This window comes from Albibacillus kandeliae (assembly GCF_003116585.1).
Classification (GTDB): Bacteria; Pseudomonadota; Alphaproteobacteria; order Rhodobacterales; family Rhodobacteraceae; genus Albibacillus; species Albibacillus kandeliae.
In genome coordinates, this window is sequence record NZ_QEHM01000001.1 from 951050 (window position 1) to 967341 (window position 16292).

Consider the following 16292-nt stretch of genomic DNA (forward strand, 5'->3'; position numbering starts at 1 on the left):
GGTTGGATTTGTTATTGTTTGTTCGATTTGGCCACGGTCTGCCCGCGCCGAAGCGCGGGCATCCATGGCGGAACCACCGTTACGGGCGGTCCATCTTGCAGGTGGTCGGGCTGTCCATGCCGGCCATATCGATCGTCGACTCCGTCACGGTGCCGAAGCCCGAGTTGTCGTAATCGAAGGTCACACCCTCGTTGGTGTGCACCAGGACGTGCATGTTCTGGATGACCTGGTGGTCTTCTGCCCGCATCATCAGCTTGGTGCCGAAGATGCTGTCCCACTCCATGCCTTCCATCGCCTTGCCGATGGAAACGACGTCGTCAGCGGTGCCCGCCTTCTCGATGGCCGCCGACAGGAAACCGATGGTGTTATAGATCCGCGGCTGGTCGATGTTGCCGTCCGGGTACTTGGCCTTGTAGGCCTTGTAGTACTCGACGACCTGATCGTTCGGCGGCGGGTTCAGCTGACCTTCGGCGACCAGACGGATCACACCCTTGCCGGCTTCGCCGAAGGCTGCCGTGATGCCGCTGCCTGCCGCGTAGTAGGTGTAGACCGGCCCGCTGAAGCCGTTGGCAACCAGCGCCTTGCCGAGGCCCAGCATGTCGGCGCCCCAGTTCCCGGTGATCACCGCATCGGCGCCCGACGACACGATCTTGCGTGCATAGGGGGTGAAGTCCTTCACCTTGCCGATCGGGTGCAGTTCGTCGCCGACGACTTCGATGTCAGGACGTTTCTCCTTCAGCATGGAGTTCGCGGCGGCCGACACGGCCTTACCGAACGAATAGTCCTGGCCGATGATGTAGACCTTCTTGATGTCCTGGTTGTCCTTGATGACATCGGTCAGCACGTCCATCTTGATGTCCGCGTTGGCATCGAAGCGGAAGTGCCAGAAGTTGCAGTCATCGTTGGTCAGCGCCGGGTCCACGGCCGCGTAGTTCAGGAACAGAACGCGCGAGTCAGGGTTACGCTTGTTGTGCTTTTCGATGGCATCGGTCAGCGCGTGGGCCACGCCCGAGCTGTTGCCCTGCACGATCACCTTGTAGCCTTGGTCGATGGCGACCTGCAGCTGGATCAGCGATTCCTGCGGGCTTGCCTTGTTGTCGAACCCGTCCACCTTGAAGGTCGTGCCTCCGAGGATACCGCCCTTCTCGTTCACCAGCTTGTCTGCTGCGAATTCGAACTGGTGCAGGCCGTTCGAGCCGGTCGAGGCGAAGGGCCCGGACAGCGGATCGATGAACGCGATTTTCATTTCTTCCGCGCAGACGGCGGTTGCACTGACGGACAGCGCAAGCGCGGCGGCGACGCCGAACTTGGTCTTGAAGCTCATAAATTTTCCTCCCTACAAAAGCCCGCCTTGCCGAAGCATTCTCCCCGGGCTTGAAGGGAGCCTTGCACATACCGACACAAAGTCAAGCGTTCCGGTCCGCTTTCTAACCCGCCTATTTCTCAGGCAAATTTCAGGATGGCAGTAGGGCGGCGACAGGCCGAAGGACCACCGCGGCGCACTCGCCGGGTGGCATTTGCATGAAATCGTTTAGGTGTCTGAAAACTATCGGTTTTTGTGGATAACGCCGGAGGGCGTCAGGGTCGATTTGGCGTGTCCCGGGCCGGTTACTTGGCCTTGGTTACGGACCTGGCTGAGGGTGCCGAACAAAATTTAATCCCCTTCGGTCACGAGAAATTTCAGGGCTGTTGCCACCTGTCACCCGGCTTGGCGGATCGTCCCGTAATTCCGCAGTGCAGAATGTGGTTCCACCGAACGAGTGATTCTCTCGCGAAACAAAGTTTCATTTAGGAGCGCGTCAGGGACGCAAACTTAGCAGGCGACCCGCCTCCAGCATCAGCGGCGCATAGTGCGATTCGAGCTGCTTCTTCTTCACGTGGAAGGACGGACCGCCCGCGTTCAATGCATAGATCCGCGCCCCGCCGAGGGACTGGACGGGCACCGCGATACCGTTCACATCGGCACGCCATTCCGCATAGCTCCGGCAGTAACCGTCGCGGGCATATTCCTCTTCGGCCCGCTTCAGCAGCTCGCGGCATTCTTCTTCGCGCTCGGGCATGTCGCGCGCGACGTAGTCCCAGACCTCGGCGCGCTCGTCCTCGCCCATGACGGTGAGGATCGCGCGGCCCATCGCGGAATGGAACAGCGGCAGGCGGGACCCGACGTGCATGGTCAGCGCCACGTCCTCGCGCGAGCGCTGGACCGCGATATACATCACGTCCAGACGGTGCCGCTCGCCCAAGGCGACAGTGATGTACGAGTTCGGCCCGTCGCGCAGATCCTGCATGATCTCGGTCGCGCGTTCGCTCACGTCCATCCCTGCCAGCACACCGAAGCCGAGCTTGAGGACCCCTGCCCCCAACCGGTAAGTACCCCGCCGCGTGTCCGCGACGAGGTAGCCAAGCTGGACCAGCGTGAAGGTCAGCCGTGAGACCGTGGGTTTCGGAAGCCCCGTGCGCTCAGCGAAATCGGTGTTGGTCAGCTCGATCTCGTTCCGGCGGAAACAGCGCAAGACGTCGAGACCGCGCGCCAGCGCGGTGACAAAGTTCCGATCCTTGGAGTCCGCCTGATCCGACGGGAACTCGATATCTGACATGACCGTTTCTCCACCTTTCGGGGTCAGCCCCCGAGCGCCTCCAGACCACGTTCCGCGAAAGCGGGCACATGTGCGCCCAGCGTCCGCGCCCGCTCGGGATTCGAGGCATTGCCGTCAAGCGCCCTTTTCAGCACACCCTGGATGATCCCGGCCATACGGAAAAAGCAGAAAGACAGATAAAACCCGAAATCCTCGATCTCGGGGATCCCCCGCCGCTCGCAATAGCTTGCGATGAATTCTTCATCCGACGGCAGGCCCAGTGCCTTGCGGTCGATCCCGGCGAGACCACGCCCTTCGTTTCCGTTCGGCATCTGCCATTGCATGATCACCGAGGCGAGATCCGAATAGGGATGCCCCGTGGTCGAAAGCTCCCAGTCCAGCACCGCCATGCAGCGGTTGGCGTCCTTGCGGTACATCATGTTGTCGATGCGATAATCCCCGTGAACAAGGGTCCGCTGGCCGTCGTCGGCCGGCGTGCGTTCGACCAGCCGCTCCATCAGACGATCCATCGCCGGGATCTGCACGGTCTCCGACGCCTTGTACTGCTTGGTCCAGCGGCCGATCTGACGCTCATAGTAGTTGCCCGGCGGCCCATAATCCGAGAGCCCGACAGCATCGAGGTCGACCATGTGAAGCGCGGCGAGCACGCGGTTCATGTCGTCGATGACTTCGGCGCGATCCTTGTTGGTCACGTCAAACCCCTCGAGCGTCGGCTCGCGGAAGTTGCGCCCGTTCATGTGCTCCATGACGTAGAAAGCTGAGCCGATGACGTCATCGTCCTCGCAGAGCACGTACATCTTGGCGACCGGCACGTCCGTGTCCTGCAGCGCCCGCTGCACCCGGAACTCGCGATCGACCGCATGGGCCGATTTCAGCAGGACCCCCGGCGGCTTGCGGCGCAACACGTAGTTACGTGCGGGCGTTTTCAGCAGGAAGGTCGGGTTCGATTGCCCGATGTCGAACTTCTGGGCCTCCAGCGGCCCTTCGAAGCCCTCCAGGTGGTCCTTCAGATAGGCGGCAACGGCGTCGGTATCCAACGTCTGCGTGTCAGCCATAGCCTCCTCCTCCTCAGCTATAGGTCAGCAACTCTGCACGCTCGGGGCGCGACAGGTGCGGAACGGAATTGAATTCATGCAGGAAGAACCGGGGACCGGAGAACACGAACTTGGTGATCGAGGTGTTCTTGATCTGAAGGTTCAGCTCCATCATCATCGGTTTCGGCGCCTGCAGCGCCCGGGCGACCAGTTGCCCGATCACGCCACCCGAACTGACGACCAGAACGCGCCGGGCGTCCGTGTCGGTGGCGAACCCGCGCGCGGCCTCCACCCGGCCCTCGAACGTGGCCCAGGTTTCCTTCGCACCCTCGATCCCGCCATCCTGCCAGTCGAGGATCGTCTCGCGCAGGGTGCGGAAATGGGTCTTGCGGTCGCCCTTCACGTCCTCCGGCACCGCCTGGGCAAAGCGGACGGCAAGCAGGTCGTGAAAGTCGTACTCGTTGAACCCGGCGTGTTCTTCGGGAGTACCGTCGAACCCCATGGCCGACAGCGTATCCCGCTGCCGCTTTAGGGTGCCCGTGACGAGCCGGTCGGGTATCCAATCGGCCTCGCGCAGGGCGTCGCCGACGAGGCGGGACTGTTCATGCCCCACCTTGGACAGCGCGTCGTAGTCGTCGGCGCCGAAAGACGCCTGACCGTGACGGACGACGTAGAGTTCCGCCATTACAGGACTTCGAACAGCCCGGCAGCGCCCATGCCGCCACCTACGCACATGGTGCAGACCACGTACTTGGCGCCACGGCGCTTGCCCTCGATCAGCGCGTGGCCGACCATGCGGGCGCCCGACATGCCATAGGGGTGACCGATCGAGATCGCGCCGCCGTTCACGTTCAGCAGTTCGTTCGGGATCCCGAGCTTGTCACGCGAGTAGATCACCTGGCAGGCAAAGGCCTCGTTCAGCTCCCAAAGACCGATGTCGTCCATCTTGAGCCCGTGTGCGGCCAGCAGCTTCGGCACGGCAAAGACCGGGCCAATGCCCATCTCGTCCGGCTCGCAACCCGCAGCCATCACGCCGACATAGCGGCCCAGCGGCTCGAGGCCCTTCTTCTCGGCAACCTTGGCTTCCATGATGACAGCGCCCGATGCGCCATCGGACAGCTGGCTCGCGTTACCGGCAGTGATGAACTTGCCTTCCTTGATCACGAGGCCGTCCTTGAACACCGGCTGCAGTCCGGCGAGGCTCTCGGCGGTCGTGGAGGGGCGGTTGCCCTCGTCCTTCGACAGCGTCACCTCGTGCTCCGAGATCGCCTTGGTCTCCTTGTCCTGCATCTTCATGATCGTGGTCATCGGCACGATCTCGTCGTCGAACTTGCCCGCCTGCTGCGCCTCGTGGGTGCGGCGTTGGCTTTCGGCCGAGTACTCGTCCTGAGATTCGCGGCTGATGCCATAGCGTGCCGACACGGTTTCCGCCGTTTCCAGCATCGACATGTAGATCGCGGGCAGGTTCTTCTTGAGCCACGGGTCGCCGTTGACCCGCATTTCGGGGGTCTGCACGGTCGAGATGCTGTCGACGCCGCCGCCGATCACCACGTCCATACCGTCATGCACGACCTGCTTGGCGGCCGTGGCGATGGCCATCATGCCGCTGGCGCACTGGCGGTCCACCGACATGCCGCCGACAGTCACCGGGAGACCGGCGCGCATCGCGGCCTGACGCGCGATGTTGCCCGCCTGGAAGCCCTGCTGGAGCGCGGCGCCCCAGACCACATCGGCGATCTCTGCCGGGTCGACGCCCGCGCGGCTTACCGCGTTGGTGATGGCATGGGCCGACAGCGCCTGCGGCGTGGTGGCATTGAACGCACCGCGATAGGCCTTGCCGATCGGGGTACGGGCGGTCGATACGATGACTGCGTCACGCATGGTGGTGTTCCTCTCCAAAACTCTCTGTCACATCGCGCCCCGGAGCGGATCCGGGGCCTCTTTCTCAAATCGCGCCCCGAACATCGTCCCGGGCTTGTCGGGCATCAGTCCCAGTTCAGCTTCATGCCGCGCGCATCGGCGCCGTTCTTGGCGTACTTGCGCGTCTGTTCAAAAGCCTGCGTCAGCTCCTGCTGGCCCGTGGTGTCGCTGATCTTGTCGAAGTTCGCGGCCACCATCTCCGGCGTCAGGTCGTCGCCCGCGAAGGTCGCACCAAGCGTTTCGTAAACCTTGGTCACCGCGAAGGACCCCGCGCCCGCGCCCATGATCACCCGGCTCGGGGCGTCCTCGCTGACGAGGTAGAGCACGCCCGGCGTGATGGTTTCGGGCTGCAGCAGCTCCAGCGCCTCTGGCGGCATCAGCTTTTCGGTCATCCGGGTGGCGGCTGTCGGCGCCAGCGTGTTGACGCGGATGTTGTCGCGCGCCCCTTCGAGGTGCAGCACGTTCATCAGCCCCATCATCGCCGCCTTGGCCGCGCCGTAGTTGGACTGGCCGAAGTTGCCGTAGAGCCCGGAGGAGGACGCGGTCAGCACGATCCGGCCATATCCGGCTTCGCGCATGTGCGGCCAGACCTTGTGGGTCACCGTGGCGGTGCCCATCAGGTGCACGTCGACCACCTTGCGGAAGTCGTCCAGCGTCATCTTGGCAAAGGTCTTGTCGCGCAGAATCCCGGCGTTGTTGATCAGGATGTCGACCCGGCCCCAGGCGTCCATTGCACGCGCGACCATGTCCGCGACCTGCTCTTCGTTCGACACGTCGGCGCCATGCGCCATTGCCTCGCCGCCGGCGGCCTTGATCTCTTCCACGACCTTGCTGGCCGCGCTGTCGTCGGCGCCGGATCCGTCAAGCGACGCGCCCAGATCGTTCACCACCACCTTGGCGCCGCGTGCCGCAAGCTGCAGCGCATGGCTGCGCCCCAGACCGGCGCCCGCGCCCGTCACGATGGCGACGCGATTGTCAAACCTGATGCTCATTCTCAACTTCCTCGCCTAGTGCATTGCTTCTTCGAAGATATTACCGGACGTGACCACATTGATCCCGCCCGAAACCGGCACAATGGAGCCGGTGACATAGCTGCCGCCCTTGCCGCAGAGGAACAGCACGCACCCGGCGATATCCTCCGGCTGGCCGACCCGTTTCAGCGGCACGTCGTCGCCCACACGGCCACGCATGCCCTCATCCGCGGTGGCAAACGCGGTCATCCGCGACACGAAGGGTCCGGGCGCCAGCGCATTCACGGTGATGTAGTCGCCCGCCAGTTCCTTGCCGAGGATCTTGGTCAGGTGCATCACCGCAGCCTTGGAGGCGGAGTAGCTGTAGGCGCCATCGCCCATCGGCACTTCGCCCATGACAGACCCCACGTTGACCACGCGCGCCGGATCCTCCGGCGAGGCCGAGGCCTTGAGCATCGGGGTCAGCTTCTGCGTCAGGTCAAAGACACCGGCGACGTTCACCGCCATCACCTTTTCCCAAGCCTTGTGCGGAAACTGGCCGTAAGGCGCGCCCCAGGTGATCCCGGCGTTGTTCATCAGGATATGAAGCTTGCCAGTCCGGGCCTTCACCTCGGCCACCAACGCGTCGACACCTTCCTCGGTGCCCACGTCACCCACGAAGCCCTCGGCGCTGCCCGGTGCATCGAGCGCGTTCAGCTCTTCGGCGACGGCGGCACAGGCCCCGTCCTTGCGCGAGGCCAGCAACACGTGAGCACCAGCGCGCACCAGTGCTTCGGCGGCCATGCGACCGATGCCAGTGGCACCCCCGGTGACCAGCGCGGTCTTGCCGGGCAGGCCAAACAGAATTTCGGGTGTCATTCAGAATCCTTTCAGTCGCGCGACGGTTTCGGCGTGGTAGCCATAGTCGCCGAGCCATTCCGCACCCGCACGGGCACGTTTCATGAAAAAGCCCATGTCGAAGGCATCGGTCATGCCGATCCCGCCGTGCATCTGCACCCCCTCGATCACCGCCTGCTTTGCGGTCTCGGTGGCCCGCGCCTTGGCGAGGGAAACGGCGAGCGTCGCGTTCTCGGGGTCCGCATCCAGCATTCGCCCGGCATGGGCGATGGCCGAGGCGGTCACCTCGGTCTGGCACCAGAGGTCTGCCGCACGGTGCTGCAGCGCCTGGAACTGGCCGATCAGCAGGCCGAACTGTTTGCGCTCCTTCAGATAGCCGACGGTCATGCCGAAGGCCCCCGCCGCAACACCCGACAGCTCCGCCGCCAGCGCCGCCTGCCCGGCCTCCAGTGCCGGTTTCAGCACGCTCATCGCGTCATCCACCTGACCCAGAACGTCCTCGCCGGTGGCCTCGACCTCGTCGAACACCACGCGCGCCGCGTCGCGGCTGTCGATCATGCTCTGCGTCTCGCGGGTGATCCCCGCCCGGTCCGCCGGGATGTCGAACAGCGTCAACCCATCGCCGGTCCGCGCCAGCACCAGCAAACGGTCGGCAAAACCGCCGTCGATCACGAAGGTCTTCTTGCCCGACAGACGGAACCCGTTGCCTTCGCGCCGCGCGGGCATCTCGGTACCCTCGGGGTTGAACTTGCTCTTCTCGTCGATAGCCAGCGCATAGGTCCGCTCGCCACTCGCGATAGCGGCCAGAGCCTCGCCCGCCCGGGCGTCCGAGACCTGTTTGAGCGCGGTCGCCGCGATGACAGAAGACGACAGGAAAGGACTGGCGACCAGTGTCTTGCCCATCTCCGTTGCCAGCACGCCCGCCGCGGCATGGCCCATGTCCACGCCGCCGAACTCTTCGGGGATCAGGATCCCAGCCCAGCCCATCTCGGCCATCTCTTTCCACAGAGCCGGATCATGGGTCTTGCCCGCATCCCGCATGTCGCGCAGGTGCTTGACCGGCGCCTTTTCGTCCAGGAACCCGCGGGCAGACTCCGCCAGCATGGTTTCCTCTTCGGTTCTTACCAGATTTGCCATTTCAGTCTTATCCCGCCCGTCTCAACCCGGGAGTCCCAGCACGCGGCGCGAAACGATGCCCAACATCACCTCCGTGGTGCCGCCTTCGATCGAGTTTGCCTTGGTGCGCAGCCAGTCCGCCGGACGGTCGCCAAAGGCGCCGCCCCATTCCAGCGCATCGCTGCCCCCGGCGCTCATCATCAGCTCGTGCCGGTCCTTGTTCAGCTCGGTGCCCACGTACTTCAGCATGGCCGAGGCATCGCCGACGCCCTGCCCCGAGTTCGCCATGTCCTTGTAGCGTTCGAGCGTCAGACCGATCGCCAGCGAGTCGATCTCGGCCTTCATCGCGGCGGCCCGCAGGCTGGTATCGAGATCGCCGTCGAGATCGTCCTTCAGCACGGCCCCCAGTGGACGAGCGCCGCCAAGGCCGGTGCCCATCGCGGAAATCATCGAACGCTCGTGGGTCAGCAGGTACTTGGCCACGTCCCAGCCCCGGTTCACGGTGCCGACAACGGCCGAGATGCCCTCGTCGTTCACCTTCGGCACCACGACGTTGTCAAAGAAGGTCTCGCAGAAGGGCGACACGCCCGAGATCAGCTTGATCGGCCGCGTCGACACGCCCTCATTGCGCATGTCAATCAGCAGGAAGGTGATGCCAAGATGCTTCTTGGCCTCGCGATCCGAGCGCACGAGCGCAAAGATCATGTCGGCCTTGTCGGCGTAGGAGGTCCAGATTTTCTGGCCGTTGATCAGGTAGTGATCGCCCTTGTCCTCGCACTTGGTCTGCACACTGGCGAGGTCGGACCCGGCGCCCGGCTCCGAATACCCCTGGCACCAGCGCACTTCACCGCGCGCGATGGGCGGCAGGTAGTGGGCCTTCTGCTCGGGCGTGCCAAAGTGCAGCAGCGCGGGCCCGAGCATCCAGATTCCAAAGCTTTGCAAAGGCAGGCGGGCGTCGATGCGGGCCAGTTCGGAGAGAAAGACCTTCTCCTCGGCCCGACTCAGCCCTGCGCCGCCGTATTCCCTCGGCCAGGTCGGCACGGTGTAGCCCTGGGCCGCGCAGCGGTTGAGCCATGCCTTCTGAGCGTCCGACTCGAATACCCAGTTGCGCCCGCCCCAGCAGGTATGGTCCTCTGGGGAACTTCCGTCGCGCATCTCGGCAGGGCAGTTTTCCTCCAGCCAGTCGCGCAGCTCTGCCCGGAACCCGGCCAGCTCTTCGGTCTCTTGCGCCATGTCTCCTCCCACTGCGCGTCTATTCCGCTGTGCAAAATGGCATTTCGAAATTGGATTGACAACAGCGATTTGCAGAACGAAGACTCCGGGCCAACCGCGCCCCGGAGGAGGACGCGACGTTATCTACCTGGGAGGTACCTCATGAAAGCCATGCTGAGCACCGTCGTCGGCGGCCCCGAAACGCTGGAACTGACGGAAACGGAAACCCCCGTGCCCGGCCCCGGCCAGATCCTGATCCGCACCCATGCGACAGGCGTCAACTTTCCCGATACACTGATGATCCGCGACCTTTACCAGTTCAAACCGCCGCGTCCCTTCGCGCCCGGCGGAGAGATCGCAGGTGAAGTCGAGGCGCTGGGCGAAGGCGTCTCCGGCTTTGCCAAGGGCGACCGCGTGCTGGCGCTGACCGGGCATGGTGGCTTTGCCACCCATACAATCGCACCCGCCAAGCAGGTGATCCGGATTCCCGACAACATGCCCTACGAGGATGCGGCCTGTTTCATCTTCACCTACGGCACCTCGCACCACGCGCTGAAGGACCGCGCGCACCTGAAGGCGGGCGAATCCCTGCTGATCCTCGGTGCCGCCGGGGGTGTGGGTGCCGCGGCCATCGAACTGGGCAAGGCGGCTGGTGCCAAGGTGATCGCGGCGGTCTCGTCACAGGACAAGGCCGACTTCTGCAAGGAACTCGGCGCCGACGAGACGATCGTCTACGCGCGCGAGCTCGACAAGGACGGGCAGAAGGAATTCTCGAACCAGATCAAAGAGATCGTGGGCAAGGATGGCGTGAACGTCGTCTATGACGCGGTCGGCGGCAACTATGCCGAGCCCGCGGTGCGCGCCCTCGCATGGGAAGGCCGGTTCCTCGTGGTCGGCTTCCCGGCAGGGATCCCCAAGCTGCCGCTGAACCTCGCGCTGCTGAAGGGCTGCCAGATCGTCGGCGTCTTCTGGGGCGACTCGACCCGGCGCGATCCCAAGGGGCACGCCGAGAACGTGGCCGAACTCTTCGACATGTACGCCAAGGGCCAGATCAAGCCGCGTATTTCGGCGGCCTTCCCGCTGGAGAAAGCCGCCGAGGCGCTCGAGATGATGCAGGACCGCAAGGTGATGGGCAAAGTCGTCGTCACGATGGACTGACGACGGCCCTTACCGCAGATGCGCGCAGTCGTTGAATCCCTTGACCCACATGGTCTCGCCCCGGATCACCAGACGGGAGATCGAGCCATTGTCGGCCCCGTTGAAGTGGAACGCCTGCGCGCCGCTCGCAAGTGCCATGGCGGCACCCACGACGCCGCCATGCACGACGACCGCCACCCGCTCGTTCGGATGCGCCGCCGCGATCCGCAGCAGACCGGCGCGGACCCGCGCATGCAGTTGCGCCGTGGTCTCGGCATTGGGGATCTCGCCCCATTCCTGCCGCTCGATGGCGCGCTTGAACTCGGGCGCGCCTTCGGCCGCCTTGATCCGGTACTCCCCACCATCCCAGTCGCCCAGCCGGACCTCGCGCAGGTCGGCCTCGACCTTCGGCGTCAGGCCGAGGTGCGCCGCCAACGGCGCAGCCGTCTGGTGCGTCCGGCGCAGCGTGGTCACGTAGATTGCGCTGATCGGGTCGTTCTTCAGCCGCTCGCCCACCAGCACGGCCTGCTCTTCTCCTTCAGGATGAAGCGCCGGATCACCGTGCCCGTCAAGCATGGGAAAGCTCTCGCCCGGCCGAGCGGCCTCGGTCCGGCCATGCCGGATCAGCAGCAGGTCGGCGGCGCCTTCCGGCGGGGTATAGACGGTCTGGTGGTATTCGCGGGACATGCTCGGCTCCTCGGTCTGGTGCTGTCACTTTCGCTCCTAACGACAAACGCGGCCCATTGCCAACCGGCCGCGGCCATTCACTGAAAAAGGAAGCTCGTCCTCATGGAAAACCGCCAGATCATCGTCAGGGAACTCCCCAAGGGCGAACTGACAACCGGCCATTTCGAGGCCCGCACCGCGCCGATGCCCACGCCCGGACAGGGCGAGGTGCTGCTGCGGACCATCCTCATGTCAATCGACGCCGCCAACCGCTCGTGGCTGCAGGGCGCAACCTATCGCGATGCCGTTCACGCGGGCGACGCGATGCCGACCTATGCCGTCTGCGAAGTGGTCGAGAGCAACTCACCGCGCCTCGCCAAGGGCGACCTTGTCGCCGCCGAGTCGACCTGGAGCGCGTATACCACCTGCCCCGCCCACAAGGCGCTGAAGCTGCCCGCGGTGCGCCCGCTGGAACACCTGCTGTCGGTCTATGGTATTGCGGGCAAGACAGCCTTCCACGGCCTGATGAGTGTCGGCCAGCCGGTTGCCGGTGAAACTGTCCTCGTCTCTGCGGCAGCCGGATCCGTCGGCTCCATCGTCGGCCAGATCGCCAAGGCCATCGGCTGCCGCGTTGTCGGTGTCGCGGGGGGCGCCGAGAAGTGCAAATGGGTGACCGAGACCCTCGGCTTTGACGCCTGTATCGACTACCGCGAACCGGGCATGGGCAAGGCGCTGCGCGCCGCCTGTCCCGAAGGTGTCGACGTCTATTTCGACAACGTCGGTGGCGCCGTGCTCGAAGCCGCGCTCTTCGCCATGAACCTGCGTGGCCGCGTGGTCTGCTGCGGCGCCATCAGCCAGTACGATACCACCTCGACCACCGGCCCGCGCAACCTGCCCGGCATGGTGGTGGTGAAGCGCCTCCGCATGGAAGGCTTCATCGTGATGGACTTCGCCGACCGTGACGCCACCGCTCTGCGTGCCCTGCAAACCTGGGTCGCGGCGGGGCAGATCAAGGTCTTCGAGGACGTGGTCGAGGGACTGGAAAACGCGCCGCAGGCGCTGATCGGCCTGCTGGCCGGAGAAAACAAGGGCAAGCGCATGGTGCGCGTCGGGCCCGATCCGTGATTTGTTGGAGGAGTAAAGACAAATGGCTGCAATAGACGACGCCCTGGCGGCGGCACAGGCGAAACTGGGCACCGAAGTGGGCGTGTCCGAATGGGTGACGGTGGACCAGAAGACCATCGACACTTTTGCCGACGTGACACTGGACCACCAGTGGATCCATATCGACCCCGAGCGCGCGGCCAAGGACACGCCCTTTGGCGGCACCATCGCGCATGGCTTCCTGACGCTCTCCTTCGCCAGCAAGTTCGCCTATGACTGCTTCGACGTTGCGCCGGGGCAGACCATGGGGATCAACTATGGGTTCAACAAGCTGCGCTTCCTGAACCCGGTCAAGGCGGGTTCGCGGATCCGGGGCCGGTTTGTCCTGGCCGAGGTCAAGAAGCGGTCGGACACCGAGCTGCTGCGCACCAACCAGATGACCATCGAGATCGAAGGACAGGAGACCCCTGCCCTCGTCGCCGACTGGCTAGGCCTCGCGGTTTTCGCGGCCTGATCGAGGCGAATAATCCCTGCCGCCGCGCCACGAAACACACCACGGGCGCGGCGGCAAAAGCACATTCCCACCATTCGCCCACACACAGAGTTGCGAGAGCGCCCAGCACCGCTATAGTAGTGCCGCTGCGTGCCCGTTGCGCACCCCATTTCATGTATCCCTGGTTTGATCCTAAGGCGTGGCCTGAATGAAGTTGCGAGAGTATCTGCATTACCTGTCTAACGCGCCGTCACTGGAATCCCTCTGGTCGGCCCATACCGACAGGATGGCCGAGTACGGCTTTGATCGGCTGATCTACGGGTTCACTCGTTTCCGGACCGAACATTCGCTGGGCGATCCCGAAGACTTCATCATCCTCTCGAACCATAGCCCCGAGTATATCGAGGGCTTCATGACCAAGGGCCTCTACGCCCATGCGCCAATGCTGCGCTGGGCGCTGGAAAACGAGGGCGCCGGCAGCTGGCGCACCATCGGCGAACAGTTTGACCTTGGGGCGCTGACGCCCGAGGCGCTCAAAGTGGTCGAGTTCAACCTGACGATGAAGGTGACTTCGGGCTATACCATCAGCTTCAAGTCGGTCTCGCCCCGCTCCAAGGGGGCCATCTCGCTCGCCGGACGCGCCGGGATGAGCCAGGACGAGGTCGATGCGATCTGGGAAGAGCATGGGCGCGACATTCACCTGATGAACAACATCGCGCACCTGAAGATCCTGACGCTGCCCTACATCCCGCCGAACCGCGGGCTGACCAAACGCCAGCGCGAGGCCCTTCAGTGGGTCGGAGACGGCAAGACAACGCAGGATATCGCCCTGCTGATGGGCCTCACCTCGGCCACGGTCGAGAAGCATTTGCGGCTCGCGCGCGAGTCCCTGTCGGTTGAAACCACTGCGCAGGCCGTTTTGAAGGCCGCGCTTCACAACCAGATGTTCGTTGTCGAAGCCTGAATCCACTAGATGTGGTTTCTGTGACGCAACGTTAACGCAAATGGACGCTAGGTAAGGAATACATGACTTTCCTGACGGCACATTCGGTAGCAAAGTCAAAGCGTTCCGTGAGTGGTGGCTTTAGCCTGGGAACATCGGGAAATGACCCCTGCGATTTCAGGGCCCTCTTACCCGTCCGGCCCTGGTGCGTATACTCCGTGCCAGGGTCGGAACCATCGGCCCGTCCCGCTGCCATCCCCATAGCCAAGGGGGCGGTCTGATTCCCCGGGGCCGCAGTTTCTGCGGTCCCGGCCCATTGCAGAGTTACACGCAGCTACAAACGAAACGGGGCGGCGCCATTGGCACCGCCCCGATCCGATTCTGATGAGAGAAGGCTCAGGCGCCAGCTGCGGTCTTGGCGACCTCGGCTGCGAAATCCTCTTCCTTCTTCTCGATGCCTTCGCCGACTTCGAGACGGATGAAGCCGGTGATCGTCGCGCCAAGCGCCTTGGCCGCGTCGCCGACGGTCACGTCGGGGTTGATCACGAACTGCTGGTTGACCAGCGTCACTTCGGCCATGAACTTCTGCATCCGGCCAACGATCATCTTCTCGATGACGGCTTCCGGCTTGCCGCTTTCACGGGCGATGTCGATCTGCACCGACTTTTCTTTCTCGACGACGGCCGGGTCCAGCTCGGCTTCGTTCAGAGCGGCCGGGCTGGTGGCTGCGATGTGCATTGCGACCTGCTTGCCGAATGCTTCGTCACCGCCGTCCATTGCGACCAGAACGCCGATCTTGCCCATGCCGGGCGCAGCTGCGTTGTGTACGTAGGACACGACGTTGCCGCCTTCGATCGACGCCATGCGGCGCAGGCCCATGTTCTCGCCGATCTTGGCGATCGCGTCGGTCAGCGTGGACTCGACGGTCTTGCCGCCCAGGTCAGCTGCCTTCAGCGCGTCGACGTCCGATGCGTTCAGCGCGGCTTCGGCGATCTTGGCGACCATGCCCTGGAATTCGGCGTTCTTGGCAACGAAGTCGGTTTCCGAGTTCACTTCGACAGCGACACCCTTGCCGCCTTCGACGACGACGGCCACGAGGCCCTCGGCAGCGGTACGGCCGGATTTCTTGGCGGCTTTCGCCAGGCCCTTGGTGCGCAGCCAGTCAACGGCGGCTTCCATGTCGCCATTGGACTCGGTCAGTGCCTTCTTCGCGTCCATCATGCCTGCGCCGGTGCTTTCGCGCAGTTCCTTAACCATTGCAGCGGTGATTGCCATCTCGGCTCTCCTCAAATCGTCGGATCGTCGGGGCAGGAAATACCCTGCCCCGCATGTCAGTCTCGTGACAGGCTGGGATCAGCCTTCGGCGGTCTCGACTTCGCCAGCTTCTTCCGAAGCGGCAGCCAGTTCTTCCTCGATCGCCTCTTCCATGGCGCCGATATCGACACCGGCGGCGCCCAGCTGGGCGCTCATGCCGTCAAGGGCAGCGCGCGAGGCCAGGTCGCAGTAGAGCGCGATGGCGCGTGCCGCGTCATCGTTGCCGGGGATGATATAGTCCACGCCCTCGGGCGAGCAGTTGGTGTCGACCACGGCCACAACCGGGATACCCAGCTTGTTGGCTTCGGCAATCGCCAGTTGCTCTTTCTTCACGTCGATGACGAAGAGCAGGTCCGGGGTGCCGCCCATTTCGCGGATGCCGCCCAGCGAAGCGGTCAGCTTGGCTTGGTCGCGTTCCATGCCGAGGCGCTCTTTCTTGGTGAGGCCGTCGAAACCGGTGTCCATCTGCTCGTCGATGGTTTTCAGGCGCTGGATCGACTGGGAAACGGTTTTCCAGTTGGTCAGCGTGCCACCCAGCCAGCGGTGGTTCATGAAGTACTGTGCGGACTTCTCTGCGGCTTCGGCGATCGGCTTCTGTGCCTGACGCTTGGTGCCGACGAAGAGAATGCGGCCGCCCTTGGCGACGGTGTCACGGATGACCTGCAGAGCCTGGTCCAGCATCGGAACAGTCTGGGTCAGGTCCATGATGTGGATGCCGTTGCGGTCACCGTAGATGAACGGTGCCATACGGGGGTTCCAGCGTTGGGTCTGGTGGCCAAAGTGAACGCCGGCTTCAAGCAGCTGGCGCATGGTGAACTCGGGAAGAGCCATGCTCGTTTTCCTTTTCCGGTTTCGCCTCGGCGGGGGTATTGAGAGCGGATGCTCCAACCGGCGGACCTATGGGGATTTCTCCCCCAAGGGCCCAAACCCCGCCTGCGGGTTTGAATG

16 protein-coding genes are annotated in these 16292 nt (G+C 64.0%); 4 read left to right on the forward strand and 12 right to left on the reverse strand.

What is annotated here, in order from left to right; all coding sequences use genetic code 11:
* Nucleotides 1-79: 79 nt before the first annotated feature.
* From DDT93_RS04500 to DDT93_RS04540, 9 genes are all read right to left on the reverse strand, one after another.
* Nucleotides 80-1324 carry a branched-chain amino acid ABC transporter substrate-binding protein gene (locus DDT93_RS04500; protein ID WP_109464573.1) on the reverse strand — a complete coding sequence of 415 codons (1245 nt, stop codon included), beginning with the start codon at nt 1322-1324 and terminating at the stop codon, nt 80-82.
* A 475-nt stretch (nt 1325-1799) separates the two neighbouring features.
* Entirely contained in the window at nt 1800-2597 is a 798-nt protein-coding gene (locus DDT93_RS04505) for an IclR family transcriptional regulator (protein ID WP_109464574.1), read from the reverse strand.
* Nucleotides 2598-2620: 23 nt separating this feature from the next.
* On the reverse strand, nt 2621-3652 hold the full coding sequence (locus tag DDT93_RS04510; protein ID WP_109464575.1) for a phosphotransferase family protein: 1032 nt from the start codon (nt 3650-3652) through the stop codon (nt 2621-2623).
* A gap of 13 nt (nt 3653-3665) precedes the next feature.
* Nucleotides 3666-4316: a histidine phosphatase family protein gene (locus DDT93_RS04515; protein WP_109464576.1), complete on the reverse strand. Its 651-nt coding sequence runs from the start codon at nt 4314-4316 to the stop codon at nt 3666-3668.
* Entirely contained in the window at nt 4316-5512 is a 1197-nt protein-coding gene (locus DDT93_RS04520; protein ID WP_109464577.1) for an acetyl-CoA C-acyltransferase, read from the reverse strand. The genes DDT93_RS04515 and DDT93_RS04520 overlap by 1 nt, the downstream gene beginning before the upstream one ends.
* Before the next feature lie 104 nt (nt 5513-5616).
* Nucleotides 5617-6543: an SDR family NAD(P)-dependent oxidoreductase gene (locus tag DDT93_RS04525; protein WP_109464578.1), complete on the reverse strand. Its 927-nt coding sequence runs from the start codon at nt 6541-6543 to the stop codon at nt 5617-5619.
* A gap of 15 nt (nt 6544-6558) precedes the next feature.
* Nucleotides 6559-7380 carry an SDR family oxidoreductase gene (locus tag DDT93_RS04530; protein WP_109464579.1) on the reverse strand — a complete coding sequence of 274 codons (822 nt, stop codon included), beginning with the start codon at nt 7378-7380 and terminating at the stop codon, nt 6559-6561.
* Nucleotides 7381-8496 (reverse strand): acyl-CoA dehydrogenase family protein, encoded by a 1116-nt coding sequence (locus tag DDT93_RS04535; RefSeq protein ID WP_198654760.1) that lies wholly within the window; start codon nt 8494-8496, stop codon nt 7381-7383.
* 21 nt (nt 8497-8517) lie between these two features.
* Complete coding sequence (locus DDT93_RS04540) at nt 8518-9708, reverse strand: acyl-CoA dehydrogenase family protein (RefSeq protein WP_109464581.1); 1191 nt, start codon at nt 9706-9708, stop codon at nt 8518-8520.
* A 141-nt stretch (nt 9709-9849) separates the two neighbouring features.
* On the opposite strand from DDT93_RS04540, the gene DDT93_RS04545 reads away from it, so the two are divergent.
* A complete protein-coding gene (locus DDT93_RS04545; RefSeq protein ID WP_109464582.1) occupies nt 9850-10845 on the forward strand; it encodes an NADPH:quinone oxidoreductase family protein in 996 nt (331 codons plus the stop codon).
* A 9-nt stretch (nt 10846-10854) separates the two neighbouring features.
* Here DDT93_RS04545 and DDT93_RS04550 read toward each other — a convergent pair whose 3' ends face one another.
* Nucleotides 10855-11511 carry a histidine phosphatase family protein gene (locus DDT93_RS04550; RefSeq protein ID WP_109464583.1) on the reverse strand — a complete coding sequence of 219 codons (657 nt, stop codon included), beginning with the start codon at nt 11509-11511 and terminating at the stop codon, nt 10855-10857.
* Between the two features lie 102 nt (nt 11512-11613).
* Here DDT93_RS04550 and DDT93_RS04555 point away from each other — a divergent pair, with 102 nt between their 5' ends.
* The 3 genes from DDT93_RS04555 (at nt 11614) to DDT93_RS04565 (ending at nt 14051) form a co-directional block, all read left to right on the forward strand.
* Nucleotides 11614-12615, forward strand: coding sequence for an NADP-dependent oxidoreductase (locus DDT93_RS04555; RefSeq protein ID WP_109464584.1), 1002 nt, complete (start codon nt 11614-11616; stop codon nt 12613-12615).
* 22 nt (nt 12616-12637) lie between these two features.
* A complete protein-coding gene (locus DDT93_RS04560) occupies nt 12638-13108 on the forward strand; it encodes a MaoC family dehydratase (RefSeq protein WP_109464585.1) in 471 nt (156 codons plus the stop codon).
* A gap of 187 nt (nt 13109-13295) precedes the next feature.
* A complete protein-coding gene (locus DDT93_RS04565; RefSeq protein ID WP_109464586.1) occupies nt 13296-14051 on the forward strand; it encodes an autoinducer binding domain-containing protein in 756 nt (251 codons plus the stop codon).
* A 375-nt stretch (nt 14052-14426) separates the two neighbouring features.
* Here DDT93_RS04565 and tsf read toward each other — a convergent pair whose 3' ends face one another.
* Both tsf and rpsB read right to left on the reverse strand, forming a co-directional pair.
* Nucleotides 14427-15305, reverse strand: a complete 879-nt coding sequence (gene tsf, locus DDT93_RS04570) for a translation elongation factor Ts (RefSeq protein ID WP_109464587.1) — start codon at nt 15303-15305, stop codon at nt 14427-14429.
* Nucleotides 15306-15383: 78 nt separating this feature from the next.
* Nucleotides 15384-16175, reverse strand: a complete 792-nt coding sequence (gene rpsB, locus DDT93_RS04575) for a 30S ribosomal protein S2 (RefSeq protein WP_109464588.1) — start codon at nt 16173-16175, stop codon at nt 15384-15386.
* Nucleotides 16176-16292: the final 117 nt, after the last annotated feature.

What these genes read in the sequence shown, in the direction of transcription:
- DDT93_RS04500 (WP_109464573.1), bottom strand. Translation starts at nt 1,324, where the DNA reads ATGAGCTTCAAGACCAAGTTCGGCGTCGCCGCCGCGCTTGCGCTGTCC.
- DDT93_RS04505 (WP_109464574.1), bottom strand. Translation starts at nt 2,597, where the DNA reads ATGTCAGATATCGAGTTCCCGTCGGATCAGGCGGACTCCAAGGATCGG.
- DDT93_RS04510 (WP_109464575.1), bottom strand. Translation starts at nt 3,652, where the DNA reads ATGGCTGACACGCAGACGTTGGATACCGACGCCGTTGCCGCCTATCTG.
- DDT93_RS04515 (WP_109464576.1), bottom strand. Translation starts at nt 4,316, where the DNA reads ATGGCGGAACTCTACGTCGTCCGTCACGGTCAGGCGTCTTTCGGCGCC.
- DDT93_RS04520 (WP_109464577.1), bottom strand. Translation starts at nt 5,512, where the DNA reads ATGCGTGACGCAGTCATCGTATCGACCGCCCGTACCCCGATCGGCAAG.
- DDT93_RS04525 (WP_109464578.1), bottom strand. Translation starts at nt 6,543, where the DNA reads ATGAGCATCAGGTTTGACAATCGCGTCGCCATCGTGACGGGCGCGGGC.
- DDT93_RS04530 (WP_109464579.1), bottom strand. Translation starts at nt 7,380, where the DNA reads ATGACACCCGAAATTCTGTTTGGCCTGCCCGGCAAGACCGCGCTGGTC.
- DDT93_RS04535 (WP_198654760.1), bottom strand. Translation starts at nt 8,496, where the DNA reads ATGGCAAATCTGGTAAGAACCGAAGAGGAAACCATGCTGGCGGAGTCT.
- DDT93_RS04540 (WP_109464581.1), bottom strand. Translation starts at nt 9,708, where the DNA reads ATGGCGCAAGAGACCGAAGAGCTGGCCGGGTTCCGGGCAGAGCTGCGC.
- DDT93_RS04545 (WP_109464582.1), top strand. Translation starts at nt 9,850, where the DNA reads ATGAAAGCCATGCTGAGCACCGTCGTCGGCGGCCCCGAAACGCTGGAA.
- DDT93_RS04550 (WP_109464583.1), bottom strand. Translation starts at nt 11,511, where the DNA reads ATGTCCCGCGAATACCACCAGACCGTCTATACCCCGCCGGAAGGCGCC.
- DDT93_RS04555 (WP_109464584.1), top strand. Translation starts at nt 11,614, where the DNA reads ATGGAAAACCGCCAGATCATCGTCAGGGAACTCCCCAAGGGCGAACTG.
- DDT93_RS04560 (WP_109464585.1), top strand. Translation starts at nt 12,638, where the DNA reads ATGGCTGCAATAGACGACGCCCTGGCGGCGGCACAGGCGAAACTGGGC.
- DDT93_RS04565 (WP_109464586.1), top strand. Translation starts at nt 13,296, where the DNA reads ATGAAGTTGCGAGAGTATCTGCATTACCTGTCTAACGCGCCGTCACTG.
- tsf (WP_109464587.1), bottom strand. Translation starts at nt 15,305, where the DNA reads ATGGCAATCACCGCTGCAATGGTTAAGGAACTGCGCGAAAGCACCGGC.
- rpsB (WP_109464588.1), bottom strand. Translation starts at nt 16,175, where the DNA reads ATGGCTCTTCCCGAGTTCACCATGCGCCAGCTGCTTGAAGCCGGCGTT.